Raw genomic sequence first — 17,619 nt, forward strand, 5'->3', positions numbered from 1 at the left:
GCTGCGGGCATCCGCGTGCGGGAACAGCTTGGGCAGGTGCTCGTAGAAGGCGAAGTCGGTGGCGACGATGGCGGTCACCGGGGCCTGCATGGTCTTCTCGGCGTTGCTCTCGGAGAGATACGGCTTGAGGCGCTGCTTGGCGTCAGGCGACTTCACGAAGACGACGCGCATGGGCGAGGAATTGGCCGCGGTGGGGCCGAACTTGGCCAGATCGTACAAGCGGCGGATCTGCTCGTCGGTCACTTCCTTCGGTTGCCACGCGTTGTAGGTGCGGGCGGTCAGGAAAAGCTGGTCAAGCGAAGCATCGGACAACGGAGCGCTCATGGATATCCTTGTACAGTGACGGATCGCCGGGGCCCCGGCATCCCGACAGTGTAAGCGTCATGACCCGGTCCGTGATCGGTCGGCCAGGGAACGAACTGTGGCAAATTCGACAACAATCCTGCCCCACGACGCCTGCTGGGTTGTGACAGACGGCGCGGCCGGCAATCGGCGGCAGGCGCTGGCGCTGGCCGAGGCGCTGACCCCATCTATCCGCGAGATCATAGTGGAGCTGCGCGCTCCCTGGTCGTGGTTCGCGCCCCGGCAACTGCCGGGTTCGCGCATGGCCCTGGGCGGCAACGACGAAAGCCTGCGACCGCCCTGGCCGAAGCTGGTCATCGGCTGCGGTCGCAGCGCCGCCTGGGCGACCCGGCAGATCCGCCAATGGTCGAACGGCAAGACCCTGGCCGTGCAGTTGCTGGATCCGAGGATCGATCCGGCCCACTGGGACCTGGTGATCGCGCCCAAGCACGACACCCTGCGCGGCGACAATGTCCTCAATCCGCTGGGTTCGTTGCATCCCATCGACGACACATGGCTGGCCGACGGGCGCGATGCCTTCGCCCCGTTCGCCGAGCTGCCATCGCCGCGGCTGGGTGTGTTGATCGGCGGAGCCAGGCACGGCACGCCGTTCGACGACGCCGCGGCAACAGCCTTCCTCGCGGCCGTGAAGCGACGGCATCAGGCCGATGGCGGCTCCGTCCTGGTGGCGGCGTCACGGCGAACACCGGAAGCACAGCGGGGTCGCATTCGCGAAGGATTCGCGGGCTTGCCCGGGGTGGTCTGGACCGATAGCACCGACGGTGCGAACCCCTACCCTGGCGTGCTCGGCTGGGCCGATCGGCTCGTTGTCACGCCGGACTCGGTGAATATGCTGTCCGAGGCCTGCGCGACAGGGCGGCCCGTGCACACCTTCGTTTCGCAGCCGCTGCCGGAGAAGCTGGAGCGGTTTCACCGGGAGCTGCGCTCGGCGGGGTTGTTGCACGATATCGATGCGACGACGGCGACGACGCAAACGCCGCTACGCGAGACCGCGGCGATTGCCTCCGAGGTACGCCGGCACCTGGGGCTAAGCGACGCCGTCGCCCGGTAGGAACCGATTCATCGGCGAGCTCTCCGTGGGAGCCGATTCACCGGCGAGCCCTCTGTGGGAGCCGATTCATCGGCGAGCTCTCTGTGGGAGCCGATTCATCGGCGATGGGTGCTCGCGAAAATCTGGCCCGCTGCCGCGGGATCGCCGATGAATCGGCTCCTACAAGGGGTTTTTCAGGCGTCGACGTAACGGGCTGCGTCGCCAACCCAACGGGCGATCAGACGCTCGCACCGCGCAGGATGGTCTTTCATCATCGCCTCGGCGACACGCTGTACCTCGGGCATGAGATGACCATCGCGCGTGAGGTCCGCGATGCGAAACTGCAGCTGGCCGGTCTGTCGCGTGCCGAGCACCTCGCCCGGACCACGCAGTTCCAGATCCTTCTCCGCGATGCGAAAACCGTCATTGGTTTCGCGCATCACCTGCAGGCGTTCGCGCGCCAGTCGCGACAGCGGGTTCTGGTAGAGCAGCACACAATTGGAAGCGATGGCCCCGCGACCGACGCGTCCACGTAGCTGATGCAACTGGGCAAGGCCAAGGCGCTCGCTGTTCTCGATCACCATGAGGCTGGCGTTGGGCACGTCCACACCTACTTCGATCACCGTGGTCGCGACCAGCACGGCAAGTTCGCCGGCCTTGAACGCGTCCATCACCGCCTGCTTTTCCTTCGGCTTCATGCGGCCATGAATCAGGCCGACGGCGAGATCGGGCAAGGCGATGGTCAGTTCCGCGTGGGCGACTTCCGCGGCCTGCGCGTTGAGCTGCTCGGATTCTTCGATGAGCGTGCATACCCAGTACACCTGGCGCCCTTCCATGCACGCGGCGTGGATGCGCTCCATGACGTCGTAGCGGCGCTCATTGGAGATGGCGACGGTCTGCACCGGCGTGCGGCCCGGTGGTAGTTCGTCGATCGACGAAACGTCGAGGTCGGCATAGGCGCTCATGGCGAGCGTGCGTGGAATGGGTGTCGCGGTCAGCACGAGCTGGTGCGGAATAAGATCCCCCTCAGCGCCTTTGTCACGCAAGGCGAGACGCTGGTGCACGCCGAAGCGATGCTGCTCGTCGACGATGACCAGGCCGAGCTTCGCGAAGCTGACGCCCTCCTGCATGAGCGCGTGCGTGCCGACCAGCACATGCGCGCCGCCTGCCGCGCGCGCCAGCGCACTCTTGCGCGCCTTGCCCTGCACCTTGCCGRCCAGCCATTCCACCTCGAGGCCGAGCGGTTCGAACCATGCACGAAAGTTGCGCAGGTGCTGTTCGGCAAGCAATTCGGTCGGCGCCATCAGCGCGACCTGGTAGCCACTCTCGATCGCCGCCAACGCAGCGAGCGCGGCGACGACGGTCTTGCCACTGCCCACGTCACCCTGGACCAGACGCAGCATGGGGTGTGCGCGTGCGAGGTCGCGGGCGACTTCTTTCGATACACGCGACTGGGCTTTGGTGAGTGCGAACGGCAGCGCGGCGAGGAGTCGGTCGCGCAAGGTACCGGCACTCTTGAGCGCGGGTGATTTGCGCTTCTTTACCGCCGCGCGCATGCGCCGCAAGGTGAGGTGCTGAGTGAGCAGCTCCTCGAAGGCAAGCCGTTGTTGTGCGGGATGCGTGCCCTCCCCCAGCTGCCGCAAGTCCACGTCGGGTGGCGGGCGGTGCACATGAAGCAAGGCGTTACGCAACGAGGTCAGACCCATGGGGCGACCGATCTCGTCGGGAATCAATTCCAGACGGTCGTCTGTCGGCAAGTGCGCCAGTGCACGTGAGATCACGCTGGCGAGCCGACGCGGGCCCAGGCCTTCCGTCGTGGGGTAGACCGGCGTGAGGCGCTCATCGACGAGCACTTGCTCGTCTGCTTCGATGCGCTGGTATTGCGGGTGGACGATCTCGAATCCCTGCGGCCCCTGCCTCACTTCACCGAAGCACAGCAGTCGCGTGCCCTTGGCCAGCAGGTCCACTTGCGACTTGCGGAAGTGGAAGAAGCGCAACAGCAGCGGACGACCGGAGTCGTCACCAATGATCACCTTGAGCTGGGGCCTGAATCGGAAGCCCCGCTCAACATGCTCCACGATCCCCTCCACCTGCGCACGGTCACCCGGACGGAGGTCGGCGATGGGCACGACCGTGGTGCGATCTTCGTAGCGCAGCGGCAGGTGGAACCAGAGATCCTGCACCTCGCGCAGACCGAGCTTGCCCAGTGTTTCGGCGAGCGCGGGCCCGACACCGCCGAGTGTTGTCAGCGGTGCGCGTCCGGGATCCGCCAGCGATGCCGCCGGCGTGGTCACTGCGCTTCGGGCCACGGGTCGTGCCGTGGATTACGGCAGGACGAGGATCGCGTCGACTTCGACCTGGGCGCCCTTGGGCAGGCCCGAGACCTCGATCGTCGAGCGTGCCGGGTACGGCTGCTGGAAGTATTCGGCCATCACCGCGTTCACGGCGGCGAAGTTGCCCAGATCCGTCACGTAGATGCCCACGCGCACGATGTCCGCCAGCTTGCCACCGGCGGCTTCGGCCACGGCGACGAGGTTGTCGAACACGCGACGGGTCTGCAGGGTGATATCGCCCTCGACGAGATTGCCGGTGGCGGGATCGAGCGGGATCTGGCCCGAGAAATACACCGTGTTGCCGGCGCGTACGGCCTGCGAATACGGGCCAATGGCCGACGGTGCCTTCTCAGTGGCGATGGTGCTACGGGTCATGGGGCGTCCTCGATGCGGAATCGAGACAGTCTAACGCGGTGGACCGTGATCTTCTGCCGTCACGACGTGTAGTTCGAACTTGGCCTGGCGGAAGCCGCAAACCTTCCGCGGGCCTTTGGCTTCGAACTTCCATATCTCGGTGATGCGGTCGTCCTCGCCCGGGCTGAGCTCGAGATACGCCGCGTCTTGGTAAGTGACAAGCCTGCCTCCCTGCATGCCGTCGGTGGGCAACCCCTTTGCCAGTGCCTGGTTTTCGACGCTGCCAGGGTCAGCCCTGCCCTGCGCATCCAGGTAAACCGGCAGAAACCAGCTCTCCTGGTAGGTCCCGTCTCCCGCCGTTGAATCGCCATCGAAGTAGGAGACGAGTCCTACGCGACGGGTGTGGCCGCTACCGTCCAGATCGACGTTTCCGGTAGCGACAAGACCGTAGGAAACCTCAGAAGCTCGCCCACGATTCCTGAACTGAGTCCCGGAAGGTTGCCCGTCGATTATTAACGGCTCGAAGTACTCCGGCACCTTTGCCAGGAAGATCGACTCAGAGGCGGATGGAGGCCCCATCGACGCGGCGGGACCGCTGGCAAGCAGCGCGCGACACATCGCACCGTCGAAACCGGCTTGGATAATGGGATGTGGCGTCGGCACCCGCGCCCCCGAACAGGTGGGCATGATGTCGCCCGATGAGTCAATCGCGGCGAACGTGATATTGGTCTGGTCTCGCCACTCGTCGAAGATCATTGGCTGACCCCGCACCATGACCAGCGATTCGTTCATGCCGAAGGCCCAGTCGTTCGCGCCATCATTTTGAATGCGCCGGCTTTCCATGTCCGGCGGCGAAAGGCGGGCCTCCATACCAGGCGTGAAAACCATCGCCTCCATGGAATGGGCCGTGCCGCCACTATCGATCAAGGCCACGGCCATTCGATGACCACCCGACGTCACGCGAGCGACGGCCGGCAGACTGGCATTGGCATCCTGGCCGATATCAAGCTTCTTCGCGACGGCATCGGTCACATGCACCGTCGGAACGGCTTCGATCGTCCCGTCTCCCGCGTCGAGCATGACCTGAGCGGCCTTACAGAGTTCAGGCGCACCCGCTGGTAGCGGAACGTAAGGCGAGCCCGTCGTGTGCAATCGAGACGTCTCGACCCAGCCTGTCGAGACCTTTTGTTTTCCGTGGAAACGGACATAAGAGAGATTGCCGCAACGGGTGACCAGATCGACGGGGTCACCGGTAATGACATAGCCGTCGTCAGCCGGAGGGTAAAACACCTCGTCCTTGGCCGGGTTATGGGCCTTGAGCGCCAGATGTTCTGCCGGAGCACCGATCACCACGGCAGGTGTGACCGTGCGTTGCATCACGGCGATGTAACCTGTCGAGCAATCGGTGCCGTCCTGCGCCAGGCAAGGTAACGACCACAACACGACGACAACCATCCCTAGCAGGGCAAGCGCCCGGCGCCACGCGAATTCCATGTCTTAGCCCCTGTATGTGCGTCGCGATCTTCCCACCGCCCGAAGCGGTTGGGAAGATGGCGCAGAAGAAGCCTTATAACGGGTGGCGGTAGACGCCGCTAACTACACCAGTGCGGCGGACGCGACGCATGACGTCGGCCAGGTGCTTGCGGTCCTTCACCTCGATGGCGAAGAGCAGCGTGGCGGCCGTGCTGTCGCGTTCGATGTATTCGACGTTTTCGATGTTCGAGCCGGCGTCGGCGATGGCGGCCGCGACCGTGGCGAGTACGCCCGGGCGGTTGAGGACTTCGATGCGCAGCTCGGCACGGTAATCGCCCTGCACGTCGCGGTCCCACTCGATGGCGACGATGCGCTCGGGCGTCTTCCGGAACTCGACCACGTTCGGGCACTCGACGCGATGGACGACGATGCCCTTGCCCGACGACAGGAAGCCGACGATTTCGTCGCCCGGCAGCGGGTGACAGCAGTTGCCGAAGCTCAACACGCCACGCTCCGCACCACTGATGCGGATCTTCTCGGCGTTGTGCTCGGCAGGCGCCTGCGGATGGCTTCCCTCGCGCGGCCCGAGCAGGGCGACGAGTTGCGTGGCGACCTGGTCGGCGAAGCGATTGCCGAGGGCGATCTCGGACAGCAGCTCCTCGAGGCGCTTCAGCTTGGCATCGTCCAGGAAACGATCCAGCGCGGCGGCTGGCACGGAATCGAGGCTAAGGCCGCGCGCATCGAGCGCGCGATCGAGCATGCGGTGACCGAAGTCCACCGCATCCTCATGCTGCAGATGCTTGAGGTACTGGCGAATCGCCGTGCGCGCCTTGCCGGTGACGACGGCTTCCAGCCAGGCCGGGTTAGGCACAGCTGAGGGCGCCGTAATGATTTCTACCTGCTGGCCGGAAATCAGGCGCGTGCGCAGCGGCACGAGCTTCTTGTCGACGCGCGCTGCGACGGCGTGGTCGCCCACGTCGGTATGCACTGCGTAGGCGAAATCCAGGGCCGTGGCGTTGCGCGGCAGCGAGAAAATCTCACCGCGCGGGGTGAACAGATAGACCTCGTCCGGGAACAGGTCGATCTTGACGTTTTCGAGGAACTCAGCGGCCGAAGGCGTATTCGCCTGGCTGTCCGCCAGCGCGGAAAGCCATTCGCGGGCACGCGCCTGTGCGCTGTTCGCGGGACCCGAATCCGACTTGTATGCCCAGTGCGCCGCGACACCCCGCTCGGCGACGGACTCCATTTCCGACGTTCGGATCTGGATTTCGATCGGCGCGCCGAAGGGGCCGAGCAGCACGGTATGCAGCGACTGGTAGCCATTGCCCTTCGGAATGGCGATGAAATCCTTGAAGCGGGCGTCCACCGGCTTGTACAGGCCGTGCACGGCGCCCAGCGCCATGTAGCAATGCATGGCCGAATCGGTGATGACGCGGAACCCGTAGACGTCCATCAGCTGGGCGAACGATTTGTGTTCGCCGCGCATCTTCGAATAGATGCTCCAGGCCGACTTGATGCGGCTCACCGCGCGGCCGGGAATCTTCTCGGCGGCAAGGCGTCCTTCGAGGGCCATCTCGATCTTGGCCATCGCCTCGCGACGGTTGCCCAGCGCGGCACGGATACGCTCGCCAATGATGCGATGGCGATCCGGATACAGCGCCTTGAAGCCGAGGTCCTGCAGTTCGGCCTTGAACTTGTTCATGCCCAGGCGCTGTGCGATCGGGGCGTAGATCTCGAGCGTTTCGCGGGCGATGCGGCGACGCGACTCGCCGTCTTTCGCGCCCAGCGTACGCATGTTGTGCAGGCGATCGGACAGTTTGATCAGGATGACGCGAAGGTCGCGCGCCATCGCCAGCAGCATCTTGCGAAAGCTTTCGGCGTCCGCTTCCTGCCGGCTGGAGAAACGCATCTTGTCGAGCTTGGTGACGCCATCGACCAGCTCAGCCACGGTCTCACCGAATTCGCCGGCGAGTTCGTCGCGTGCGAGCTTGGTGTCTTCGAGGGTGTCGTGGAGAATCGCCGCGATGATCGTCTCAGCGTCCAGGCCGAGCTCGGCCAGGACCTGCGCCACGGCCACCGGATGCGTGATGTAGGGCTCACCCGATTTGCGCGTCTGCCCGTCGTGTGCGGCGGCACCGATCAGGAAGGCGCGGCGAATCCGCAGCACCTGATCCCTGGGCAGATACGCGCCCACGCGATCTTCCAGCGCCTGCACGTACGGCGGCACCGAGCCATCATCGACCACGTCGGTCAGTTTTTTCGCAGGGACGACTTCCATGGGAGGGTCTCGCGCCTAGCCGGCGCAGCCTCCCGCACGCGGCCTCAGCAGCCGCGCGTCAACGTGCGCAGTGTTCCGTTTATGACAGGGCCGACAGCGACCCGGTGTCATCAGTCATCCCCGCCCTTCGAGAGGTCGTCGTCCACTTCCGTGGCGGCCCACTCGAGGGCTTCACGCTCGGCGCGCTCACGGGCGGCACGGTCGATTTCGTCGATCATCTCGTCGTTGACGCGACGGTCGGCGATTTCGCGCAGGGCCAGCACGGTCGGCTTGTCGTTGGCGGGATCGATGGTCGGCTCGGCGCCCTTGGAGAGCTGACGGGCACGCTTGGTCGCCATGAGCACCAGCTCAAAGCGGTTGTCGACTACCTCTAGGCAGTCTTCGACGGTAATACGGGCCATTTCAAATCCTTGACAATAAAGACACTTCTGGTCGGGCAGTTTACCGGTCCGGCCGGTTGGCTGGCAATCAGGGGAGGGGTATCATGCGCGGTTCTGGCCAGGATGGACGGGTATTAGTGCAAATAATAAAACCAAGCGGTACACTAAAGTATCGCCCCACCCGCAAAGTCGCCCCGATGCACCTGAATCTGATCTCCCGGATCGCCAGACCCGCTTTGGCCGTGTTCGCCACCGCCCTGCTTGCCGCGTGCCATATCGCACCGCCGCGCACGGACGATCCGAACGAACACTTCAACCGGAACATGTACGCCTTCAACGACAAGCTCGACAAGGCGGTCATTCGCCCCGTGGCTGTCGGCTACCGCAAGGTCACCACCCCGGCCGTACGCACCGCCGTCAGCGACTTCTACACCAATATCCGGCTGCCGATCACGGTGGCCAACGACCTGCTGCAGGCTCGTCCGAAGCAGGCGATCCAGTCGACCAGCCGCTTCGTCGTGAACCTGACGATCGGTTTCCTCGGCTTCAAGGATCCGGCAAGCCTGCTCGGCATTCCCCTGGAAGACAACGACTTCGGCGTGACGCTGGCTCGCTGGGGCTTGCCCGAGGGCGACTACCTGGTGCTGCCGCTGGTCGGCCCGACCACGGTCCGCGATGTCTGGCGCCTGCCGGTCGACAGCTATTTCTTCGACCCGCTCAGCTACTACTCGCGCAACCACAGCTACAAGTACGGTCAGGAATACATCCCGTCGGCGCTCTATCTCGTGACCCTGCGCTCGCGCGGTATCGATGCCGAGAGCTTCCTTGCCTCGGCCTACGATCCGTACGTGTTCATGCGTGACGCCTACCGCCAGCAGCGCCTGTACCAGATCTACGACGGCAACCCGCCGGACGCGGTCATTGAACAGATGCAGGGCCTGAACGACAACCAGGGCTTCGATCCCGACAAGCTGCTCGATGAGCAGCACAAGTGGGAACGCCAGAACGGCGAAAAGCCCGAGTAAGGAGAAGGCCCCGCGAGGGGCCTTCTTTTATGGTTCGTCGTCGATTTCCGTGGAGCCTTTTCCTGGTCGCTCGTGCGCTTGATGCCTGATTTCCGGGCTTTCAGGCCGGCGATTCTCTCGCGCCTCGCGCCTCGCGCCTCGCGCCTCGCGCATGGCTCGCCTTCGGCTTCGCGGGGCTCGGCGTTGCCATCGCTTTCTACACTTGGGCGTCTCGCGGGGAGACCTTGGTGTCCACCCTCGCGGCTCAGACACGTCCTCCGCGTTCGAGAAGGAAAGGCCGCTCACGCGGCCCGTGTATCTATTTGGCCTACGGCCGCTCCACTTGTGCGGAACTCGCATCGAGGGTGGACACCAAGGTCTCTCACGACGATACGGTGGAGTGGGCGGAGAGCCGTTGGCGTGGGCCCTCCCGGAACACCCAGCCGATGCGGAAGCGRTTGCKGGYAMCCGGTTGCGGAACGCCTTACTCGCGTCTGCGCCTCCRCCGGCGTGCCTGCKTRCCTGCGWGCCTGCCGACGATGYTGCCGCGCTTTSGCTCGACCCACGCGAACCTCARGGTTSGGGAGAGTCTTCGGTGCCCACCCTCGAGGCGAGTTCCGCACAAGTGGAGCGGCCGTAGGCCAAATAAGTACACGGCCGCGCAGCGGCCTTTCCGGTACGGAACGCGGAGGACGTGTCTGAGCARCGAGGGTGGGCACCGAAGGCTCTGCGCCGCTACGTCGGGGCGCCGAAGGCTCTGCGCCTCACCCCTCACGCAAGCGGCCGCGTGAGTTGGTAGGTCGAGGCAAGCAGCCGATCGCCGATGAATCGGCTCCTACACACACGCAAAGGCAGGAGCCGGGATCTGGCGTTGGCGTTAGAGCAGGTTTTCGACGCCTGAGACGCGCGCCAGCGCCTGCAGGCCTTCCGGCGTGTGGGTCACCACGAGCGTCTTGCCCTTCGTGCGCGCATGCGCCAGCAGGGCCAGCAGCGTGGCGAGGCCGGCGCTGTCGGCATGGGTGACGCCGCTGAGGTCGAGCGTGGTCTGGCCGCTACGGTCGAGCTCGGCACGGGCCGTTTCGAGCGCGCCGGCCGCCGTGGCGAACGTCAACGCACCGGACACGCCGAGGGTGCCCGGTGCCGTGGTCGTCAGCGAGAACGACGCCGGAATCACTTCTGGGCGCCGCCCTTGGCGCCACCGGTATCCTTCTGGATATCGTCGATCGCGGCACCGCCCTTCGATTCGAGGTCGGCGGTCAGCTTGTCGAGGCCTTCCTTCTTGATCTCGGCGTCGACCTGGTTGCGATAGTTCGAGATGTACGAAATCCCTTCGATGATCACGTCATACGCCTTCCAGTCGCCGCTGGCGCTCTTGCGGAACGCGTAGTCGACCGAGACCGACTTGCCGTCGTCGAGCATGACCTGCGTGCGGACCACGGTGCGCTTGTTGTTGAGATCGCCGGTGAACGGAAGGACTTTCACGCGGCCACGGGTGTAGTTGAGCAGGCCTTCGGCGTAACGGTGCGTGATCGAGTTGTAGAAGGCCTTGGCGAAGCGCTGGCGCTGCTCCGGGGTGGCCTTGCTGGCGTTCTGGCCGAGCACGAGGATCGACGCGTAGTCGATATCGAAGTGCGGCAGGAAGGTGTCGTCGATGACCGCGATCAGCTTCTCGTGATCGTTCTTGAGCTCGGCCTGGTGACCTTCGATGGCCTTGGCAAGGTCATCGGAGATCGTCTGCACGATCGCCTCGGGGCCGGGACCCTGGGTGGCGGACGCCGGCGCGGGGTCCTGGGCAAACGCGGGGGCGGCGATGACGCCACCGACGGCCAGAGCAATGGCAAGGGAAAGCTGACGCAACATGCGATGTCTCCTGGATTCCGGCCTTATTTCTTGCCGGAGTTGTCGGGTTGGGTGCCGCCCGAGGCGCCACCGGATTTGTTGTCGCTCGGCGAGCCGTTCACGAGGAACTTGCCGATCAGGTCTTCAAGCTGGAGTGCGGACTGGGTGAGGATCAGCTGGTCGCCTTCGGCGAGGAAGGTCGGCGAGCCGCCCGGCTGGATCGCAACATACTGGCTGCCGATCAAACCGCTTGTGAACACCGCGCCGGCCGAATCATCCGGTATCTGGGAGTAGCGCTTGTCGATCGCAAGAGTCACCGTGGCTTCGCTGCTGCCCGGCTTGATCGTCACCGCGTCGACGCTGCCAATGGGCACGCCGGCCATCTTCACCGCCGCGCCCGGCTGCAGGGCACCGACGTTGGTGAAGTTGCCGGTGACATGGAACGTGCCACCCAGGCGATCCGGGGCGCTGCCGCCACCGAAGAACTTGCCGATCATCTCTTCCAGCTGCTGGGCCGGACGGGTCAGGCCGATTTCGCCACCTTCCTTGACCGGGGTCTTGGACAAACCGAACTGGATGCCGACGTACTGGTCGCCGAGCAGGCCGCTGGTGAAGATCGTGGCCACGGAATCCTCGGGGATGTCCTTGTGGCGGTCGTCGATGGACAGGGTGACCTTGGCTTCTTCCTTGCCGGGAACAAGCTCGATCGCCTGCACGGAGCCGACGCGGACGCCGGCGATCTTCACCGGCGCGCGGTTCTTCAGCTGGCCGATGTTGGCGAAGTGGGTTTCCACCGTGTAGCTGGAGCCCTGGCTGGCGTTGGCGACCGACGTGGTCTGCGTGGCCAGGTAAGCGAGGGCGGCGAAGCCGAGCACGATGAACAGGCCGGTGCCGAAGGCATAGGAACGTCTCTGGGTCACGGCGCGATCCTCGAACGGGTAAAGAAGGAATGGACAGTCATGGCGGGTCTCCGGTGCCTCAGATCAGGAACGAGGTGAGGACGAAGTCCAGCGCCAGGATGGCGATGGACGAAGCGACCACCGTGCGGGTTGTCGCGTAAGCGACGCCTTCACTGGTGGGCGGCGTGGTGTAGCCCTGAAACACCGCGATCAGGGAGACCACGATGCCGAAGGCGAAGGATTTGAGCAGCACGCCGTCGATGATGTCCTTATGGACATCCACCGTGGCGGTCATGTTCGACCAGAACGTGCCGTTGTCGATGCCGAGCCAGGTCACGCCAACCAGATGGCCGCCGAACACGCCCATGGCGCAGAACACCACGGCGAGCAGGGGCAGCGCGACCACGCCGGCGAGGAAACGCGGGGCGATGACGTAGGCGATGGGATCGACCGCCATCATCTCCATGGCGTCGAGCTGGTCGGTCGCGCGCATCAGGCCGATCTCGGCGGTGACCGAGGTGCCGGCACGCCCGGCGAACAGCAGCGCCGTCACCACCGGACCCAGCTCGCGATAAATCGCGATAGCGACGACGGTCCCGGTGGCCGAGGTGCCGCCGAAGATCGAGAGCACGTCATACAGCTGCAGACCGAGCACCATGCCGACGAACAGGCCACAGGTCATCACGATGGTCAGGCTCATCGCGCCGACGAACCAGATCTGCCGGACGGTTTCGCGACCGTGGCGGAAGCTACGGGGAATCGCCGCGAGGATCGTCAGCAGGAAAAGCCCGCAGGCGCCGATCTGGGTGAGGCTGCGGACGACGACATTGTCATTCCTGGCGGTCGTCATGCCTTGCCTCCTGGGAAACCGAGCGCCGTGGCGTAGTCGCCGGCGGGATACTGGAACGGGACGGGACCGTCGATCTTCCCGCCGAAGAACTGCGCGGTCCACGGCGAGCCGTCACTGGCCAGCGTGGCCGGCGCACCCTGCGCGACGACCTTGCCGTTGGCGATGAGGTACACGTGATCGGCCACCTTCTGCACGGCGGCCAGCTCATGCGCTACCAGCACGGACGTAATGCCCAGCGTGTGGTTGAGCGTGCGGATGAGCAGGAGCACCTGGTTGAGCGAAATCGGATCCAAGCCGACGAAGGGCTCGTCGTAGAGGATCAGCGCGGGATCGAAGACGATGGCGCGAGCCAGGGCGACGCGCCGGGCCATGCCGCCGGACAGTTCCGTGGGCGACAACCGCGCCGCACCGCGCAGACCGACCGCCTCGAGCTTGTTCAGCACGATGTTGCGGATCAGCTCTTCGGGTAGCTCGGTGTGCTGGCGCAGCGGAAAGGCCACGTTCTCGAAGACGTCGAAATCGGTGAGCAGGGCCGAATTCTGGAACAGGTAGCCGATGCGCTCGCGCAACTCGAAGAGTTTCTCGCGAGAGAGCGAAGGCACGTTCTCACCGTCGACCTCGATGGTCCCGGCGTCGCCGCGCATCTGCCCGGTGATGTGCTTGAGCAGGGTGGTCTTGCCGGTGCCGCTGGGGCCCATGATCGCGGTGACTTTTCCGCGGGGGATGTCCAGATCGAGATGGTCGAAGATGGTCTTGCCGTTGAGGACCGTGGTCAGTCCGCGTACGCGGACGATGGCGTCGTCGGTCATGGTGCGAGAAGCTCCTCGATCAGCGCCTCGTGGCGGCGAGCCGACGCAGGCGTGCGCTGGCGGACGGCGCGAACGATCGCCTGGAGGTCCGCCAGGGCGTCCTCGAAACGGTCGTTGACGATGATGTAGTCGAACTCGTGCGCGTGGGCGATTTCCTCGCGCGAGTTGAACAGGCGACGCTCGATCACCTCGGGGGCGTCGGAGCCGCGGCCACGCAGGCGGCGCTCCAGCTCCACGCGCGACGGCGGCAGGATGAAGACGCTGACGCAGTCGGGCTTGCCCTTACGCACCTGCCGCGCGCCCTGCCAGTCAATCTCCAGGAGCACGTCGGCACCTTCGCAGAGCTTGCCTTCGACCACGGTGCGTGAGGTGCCGTACAGGTTGCCGTGCACCTCGGCGTGCTCGAGGAAGATGCCCTCGGCGATCTCGCTCTCGAAGTCCGTTCGCTCCACGAAGAAGTAGTGGCGTCCGTATTCCTCGCCCACGCGCGGCGGCCGCGTCGTATGCGAAATGGACAGCGAGATGTCCGGCTCGCGCTCGAGCAAGGCGTTGACGAGCGTGGACTTTCCGGCTCCCGAGGGCGCGGCGACCACGAACAGGGTGCCGTCGATCATCCGCGGGTCTCTGGTTGGACGTGCATGGTTTCTCCCGGAGCCGGCATCGCGAGCTGGGCAAAACGCGATTGTAGCGAACTCTTACATGTGGGAGCCGCTTCAGYGGCGAAAAGCCAACGGAGCGGCTTAGCCGCAGCCCTATCGCCGGCATGGCCGGCTCCCACATGAAGCCCTGACCTCAAATCGGACCCTCTAGACAGAGGTGGCCACCCCCGCATAACGACTCGGCGAAACCCCGACAATCCGCTTGAACGCGTGACTGAAGGCGCTCTCGGACGCGTACCCAAGGTCTCTTGCCAGCACGGCCACAGGAACGTCGCCCTGGCGCAAGGCGCGTTCCGCAAGCCTCATACGCCACCGCGCCAGGTAGGCCAGAGGAGCCACCCCCGCGGCAGCCTTGAACTGGGAAGCAAAGATGGTCCGCGACATCGCCGCCGCACTGGCCAGCTGGTCGAGACGCCAGGGCTTGCCAGGCTCGCCATGCATCATCCGCAGCGCCACGCCCAGGCGAGGATCGGCCGCCGCACGCAACCAACCGGCCTGTAGCGGGCCACCCGCCGACAGGTGGGCGCGGAGAATCTGGACGAACAGAAGGTGGGCCAACTGGGTCCTCGCCATGCCGGAGCCGGGCAGATCGCCACGACTTTCCTCAACCATCCGGTCGAGGATCCAGCGCATGGTCACCGCTTCCGGCGCCGATCCGCGCACGTGGATCATCGGCGGCAGGGCTTCGTGCAGCATCGGCGCGTAGGTCGGATGCAAACGGACATGGCCGCCGATCTGGAGCATGTCATCGCCCTCGCCCAGCGCCACGATCGGCGTGGTGCGACCGGCGAACACCTCACGTGCGTCGACCGGCGGGAGGGCGAGATCGCTGGCCAGCACGAAGCCGCGCTCGGCGACGAGGAGGACGATGTCGCCCGCTTCCATCCGCACCGTCGCGCCTTCGTCCAGGCGCAGCCAGCACCCGCCTCGCAGCGCGGCGAAAAACTTGAGTTTGTCCGGCGGCGGGAAGCGAATTGCCCAGTCGCCCCCTGCGGTGAAGCCGCCGGAGACCACCGACTCGACATCGGCCAGTCTCAGTACCTCGGAAATCGGATCGTCAGCCATGCCCGTACGATTGAGCATGGATGACGGACTTTCAAGCATTCATCGTTCGGATGGCGAGGCCTAACCTTGTCCGGACCCTACGAGGAGATCCCCATGTCCAGCGTCCAGACCCCCATCCATTCCGGTTTCAGCATGGCCAGTACGGCGGACGAGGTGCTCGCCGGTATCGACCTGACCGGCAAGACCGCCATCGTTACCGGYGGTTATTCGGGCATCGGCACCGAAACCAGCCGGGCGCTTCGTGCCGCCGGAGCGCGGATCATCGTCCCCGCCCGTGACCTGGCCAAGGCCCGGAAGACCCTCGAAGGGATCGACGTCGAGATCGAGCCCATGGACCTCGCCGACCCCGCTTCGATCGACGCCTTCGTCGAGCGCTTCCTCGCCCGTGGCGAGCCCCTGCACATCCTGGTGAACAGCGCCGGTGTCATGGCGATGCCGTTGACCCGCGACGCACGTGGCTACGAAATGCAGTTCGCGACCAACCACCTTGGGCACTTCCAGCTGACGACAGGGCTTTGGCCTGCCCTGAAGCGCGCTCACGGCGCGCGTGTGGTGTCGGTGTCGTCTCGCGGGCATCGGTTTGCCGGCGTGGACTTCGACGATCCCCACTTCGAACGCCGCGAGTACGACCCGTGGATGGCTTACGGCCAGTCGAAGACGGCGAATGTGCTGTTCGCGCTCGGCGTCGACAAGCGTGGCGAAGCCGACGGCATCCGCGCCTTCGCCCTGCATCCCGGCGCGATCATCACCGATCTCATTCGACATATGAGTGAGGACGACCTGCGCGCTCGCGGGGCGATCGACGACGAAGGCCGCCCGGTGGTCGATCTTGCTCGTGGATTCAAGAGCGTGCCGCAGGGCGCGGCGACCAGCGTCTGGTGCGCTACGAGCCCTCAGCTCGACGGCATGGGTGGCGTGTATTGCGAGGACGTCGAGGTGTCGCCAATTCTGGTCGACGCGGACAACACACCGGGTCGTGTCAGCAACGATGTCGGCGTGCGTCCTTGGGCGATCGACCCGGAGGCGGTGGAACGGCTGTGGACGTTGAGCGAAAAGCTCACGGTGTAACGATCCCTTTACGCTGATCCATCAAGGAAACGACGCGCCGTTAATGCGCAGCGGCGCATCGTTTATTTGCCCCGCGTGAAGGATCCGCGGCGTGCATCCAACCAATGAAAACCCAGCCTGCGCGGCAGTTCGCGACGGGCGGGCATGCGACTTCTGCGCGATCCGAGGCATCACCATGCGCATCGACAATCCCAACGGTTCCTTTGACTCCTATCCGTACCGCGTGCAGTTCGAGACGCTCCGCGATATGGAAAACGCCCGCCGCCACAACTGGTCGCCCGGCTACTACGACACCGCCGAGGGCACTTGGGGGCGCCGTCCCGGCGAATTAATCGACATCCCGCTCGCCGATGGCGAGCCGGGGCCGGACCAGGGCGACCCACCGTCGGATCCCGAGCCGATCGATGTCAAGCCGAGCGGCCGGGAGACGGCCGATGTCTACTGAGACGACGACTGCTGAGGCGACGACTGCTGAGGCGACGACTGCTTGTAGACCACACCACCCTTCATGACGAAGGCGACGTGCGCGAGCGTGCCGATGTCCTGCGTGGGGTCGCCCGGCACCGCAATGATGTCGGCGTCGAGGCCCGCTTTCAGCTGGCCGATGCGATCCTGCTGGCGAAGCACCTTCGCGTCGACAGCAGTGGCAGCGAGGAGTGCGCGCGCGGGTGACATGCCATCGCGCACCATCCAGGCGAGCTCCTTGTAGTTGTCGCCGTGGGTGAAGACGCCGACGTCGCTGCCGTTGCCGATGGTCACGCCGGCACCGAGCGCGAGCTTGAACGCGCGCGCCGCCTTCTGCATGGATTCGGTCGGCGGATCGCCCGGCTTCCAGCCGCCAAAGTATTCCGACGTGGCCGCGCTGGCTTCGAGCGTGGGCATGTAGGCGACGCCGTGCTGCTTCATCAGCGCGAAGACTTCTGGCGTGCCGTCGTAGCCGTGCTCGATGGTGTCGACGCCGGCCATGACCGAGCGACGCATGCCTTCGGCCGTCGTCGAGTGCACGGCCACCGGCAGGCCCATGCCATGCGCGGCGTCCACCGCCGCCTTCAGTTCCTCTTCGGTGAACGTCGGCACGGAGCCCTTCGCCTTGCCGCAGTGGTAATCGGCGTAGAGCTTGATCCAGTCCGCGCCGTGCGCCGCCTGGTCACGCACGGCATCCAGCATCTGCGCCGGCCCGCTCACCGGGATGCCGCCCTGCGGAATGTCCATGTC

General features: G+C 65.3%; 18 protein-coding genes. 4 read left to right on the forward strand and 14 right to left on the reverse strand.

The window, feature by feature from the left end; all coding sequences use genetic code 11:
* Window positions 1–324: malonic semialdehyde reductase (locus AC1DT2_RS04920; RefSeq protein WP_477294789.1), on the reverse strand; the 324-nt coding region annotated here is incomplete at its 3' end.
* Between the two features lie 97 nt (window positions 325–421).
* Between AC1DT2_RS04920 and AC1DT2_RS04925 the strand changes: the two genes are divergently transcribed.
* Complete coding sequence (locus AC1DT2_RS04925) at window positions 422–1,414, forward strand: mitochondrial fission ELM1 family protein (protein ID WP_477294791.1); 993 nt, start codon at window positions 422–424, stop codon at window positions 1,412–1,414.
* A 173-nt stretch (window positions 1,415–1,587) separates the two neighbouring features.
* On the opposite strand, the gene recG is transcribed toward AC1DT2_RS04925, so the two are convergent.
* The 5 genes from recG to rpoZ all read right to left on the reverse strand — a co-directional run bounded on the left by recG (window position 1,588) and on the right by rpoZ (window position 8,232).
* Window positions 1,588–3,702 carry an ATP-dependent DNA helicase RecG gene (gene recG, locus AC1DT2_RS04930; RefSeq protein WP_477294793.1) on the reverse strand — a complete coding sequence of 705 codons (2,115 nt, stop codon included), beginning with the start codon at window positions 3,700–3,702 and terminating at the stop codon, window positions 1,588–1,590.
* 15 nt (window positions 3,703–3,717) lie between these two features.
* A complete protein-coding gene (locus tag AC1DT2_RS04935; protein WP_046968046.1) occupies window positions 3,718–4,101 on the reverse strand; it encodes a RidA family protein in 384 nt (127 codons plus the stop codon).
* Window positions 4,102–4,131: 30 nt separating this feature from the next.
* The gene (locus tag AC1DT2_RS04940; protein ID WP_477294796.1) at window positions 4,132–5,535 is read right to left on the reverse strand and encodes a hypothetical protein; all 1,404 of its coding nucleotides are present in this window, start codon (window positions 5,533–5,535) and stop codon (window positions 4,132–4,134) included.
* A 112-nt stretch (window positions 5,536–5,647) separates the two neighbouring features.
* Window positions 5,648–7,831, reverse strand: coding sequence for a RelA/SpoT family protein (locus tag AC1DT2_RS04945; RefSeq protein WP_477294798.1), 2,184 nt, complete (start codon window positions 7,829–7,831; stop codon window positions 5,648–5,650).
* A 110-nt stretch (window positions 7,832–7,941) separates the two neighbouring features.
* Window positions 7,942–8,232, reverse strand: a complete 291-nt coding sequence (gene rpoZ / locus AC1DT2_RS04950) for a DNA-directed RNA polymerase subunit omega (RefSeq protein ID WP_046968048.1) — start codon at window positions 8,230–8,232, stop codon at window positions 7,942–7,944.
* 176 nt (window positions 8,233–8,408) lie between these two features.
* On the opposite strand from rpoZ, the gene AC1DT2_RS04955 reads away from it, so the two are divergent.
* Window positions 8,409–9,236 (forward strand): MlaA family lipoprotein, encoded by an 828-nt coding sequence (locus AC1DT2_RS04955; protein ID WP_213949383.1) that lies wholly within the window; start codon window positions 8,409–8,411, stop codon window positions 9,234–9,236.
* Between the two features lie 856 nt (window positions 9,237–10,092).
* Here AC1DT2_RS04955 and AC1DT2_RS04960 read toward each other — a convergent pair.
* The 7 genes from AC1DT2_RS04960 to AC1DT2_RS04990 all read right to left on the reverse strand — a co-directional run bounded on the left by AC1DT2_RS04960 (window position 10,093) and on the right by AC1DT2_RS04990 (window position 15,375).
* Entirely contained in the window at window positions 10,093–10,389 is a 297-nt protein-coding gene (locus AC1DT2_RS04960; protein ID WP_477294801.1) for an STAS domain-containing protein, read from the reverse strand.
* A complete protein-coding gene (locus AC1DT2_RS04965; protein WP_213949381.1) occupies window positions 10,386–11,075 on the reverse strand; it encodes an MlaC/ttg2D family ABC transporter substrate-binding protein in 690 nt (229 codons plus the stop codon). Before AC1DT2_RS04965 ends, AC1DT2_RS04960 begins: the two co-directional genes overlap by 4 nt.
* Window positions 11,076–11,098: 23 nt before the next feature.
* Complete coding sequence (gene mlaD, locus AC1DT2_RS04970) at window positions 11,099–11,974, reverse strand: outer membrane lipid asymmetry maintenance protein MlaD (protein ID WP_063573599.1); 876 nt, start codon at window positions 11,972–11,974, stop codon at window positions 11,099–11,101.
* A 58-nt stretch (window positions 11,975–12,032) separates the two neighbouring features.
* Entirely contained in the window at window positions 12,033–12,803 is a 771-nt protein-coding gene (gene mlaE, locus AC1DT2_RS04975) for a lipid asymmetry maintenance ABC transporter permease subunit MlaE (protein ID WP_063573600.1), read from the reverse strand.
* Window positions 12,800–13,612, reverse strand: coding sequence for an ABC transporter ATP-binding protein (locus AC1DT2_RS04980; protein ID WP_477294804.1), 813 nt, complete (start codon window positions 13,610–13,612; stop codon window positions 12,800–12,802). The genes mlaE and AC1DT2_RS04980 overlap by 4 nt, the downstream gene beginning before the upstream one ends.
* Window positions 13,609–14,226: a guanylate kinase gene (gene gmk, locus AC1DT2_RS04985; RefSeq protein ID WP_213949379.1), complete on the reverse strand. Its 618-nt coding sequence runs from the start codon at window positions 14,224–14,226 to the stop codon at window positions 13,609–13,611. Before gmk ends, AC1DT2_RS04980 begins: the two co-directional genes overlap by 4 nt.
* A 192-nt stretch (window positions 14,227–14,418) precedes the next feature.
* Window positions 14,419–15,375 (reverse strand): AraC family transcriptional regulator, encoded by a 957-nt coding sequence (locus AC1DT2_RS04990; protein ID WP_477294807.1) that lies wholly within the window; start codon window positions 15,373–15,375, stop codon window positions 14,419–14,421.
* A 54-nt stretch (window positions 15,376–15,429) separates the two neighbouring features.
* Here AC1DT2_RS04990 and AC1DT2_RS04995 point away from each other — a divergent pair, with 54 nt between their 5' ends.
* Entirely contained in the window at window positions 15,430–16,404 is a 975-nt protein-coding gene (locus AC1DT2_RS04995; protein ID WP_477294809.1) for an oxidoreductase, read from the forward strand.
* A 175-nt stretch (window positions 16,405–16,579) separates the two neighbouring features.
* The gene (locus AC1DT2_RS05000) at window positions 16,580–16,849 is read left to right on the forward strand and encodes a hypothetical protein (RefSeq protein ID WP_063573859.1); all 270 of its coding nucleotides are present in this window, start codon (window positions 16,580–16,582) and stop codon (window positions 16,847–16,849) included.
* On the opposite strand, the gene AC1DT2_RS05005 is transcribed toward AC1DT2_RS05000, so the two are convergent.
* A partial coding sequence (locus AC1DT2_RS05005) for an amidohydrolase family protein (protein WP_477294811.1) occupies window positions 16,843–17,619 on the reverse strand: 777 nt, incomplete at its 5' end. The genes AC1DT2_RS05000 and AC1DT2_RS05005 overlap by 7 nt on opposite strands.

The sequence above is a fragment of the Luteibacter sp. P4_E6 genome (assembly GCF_056401535.1).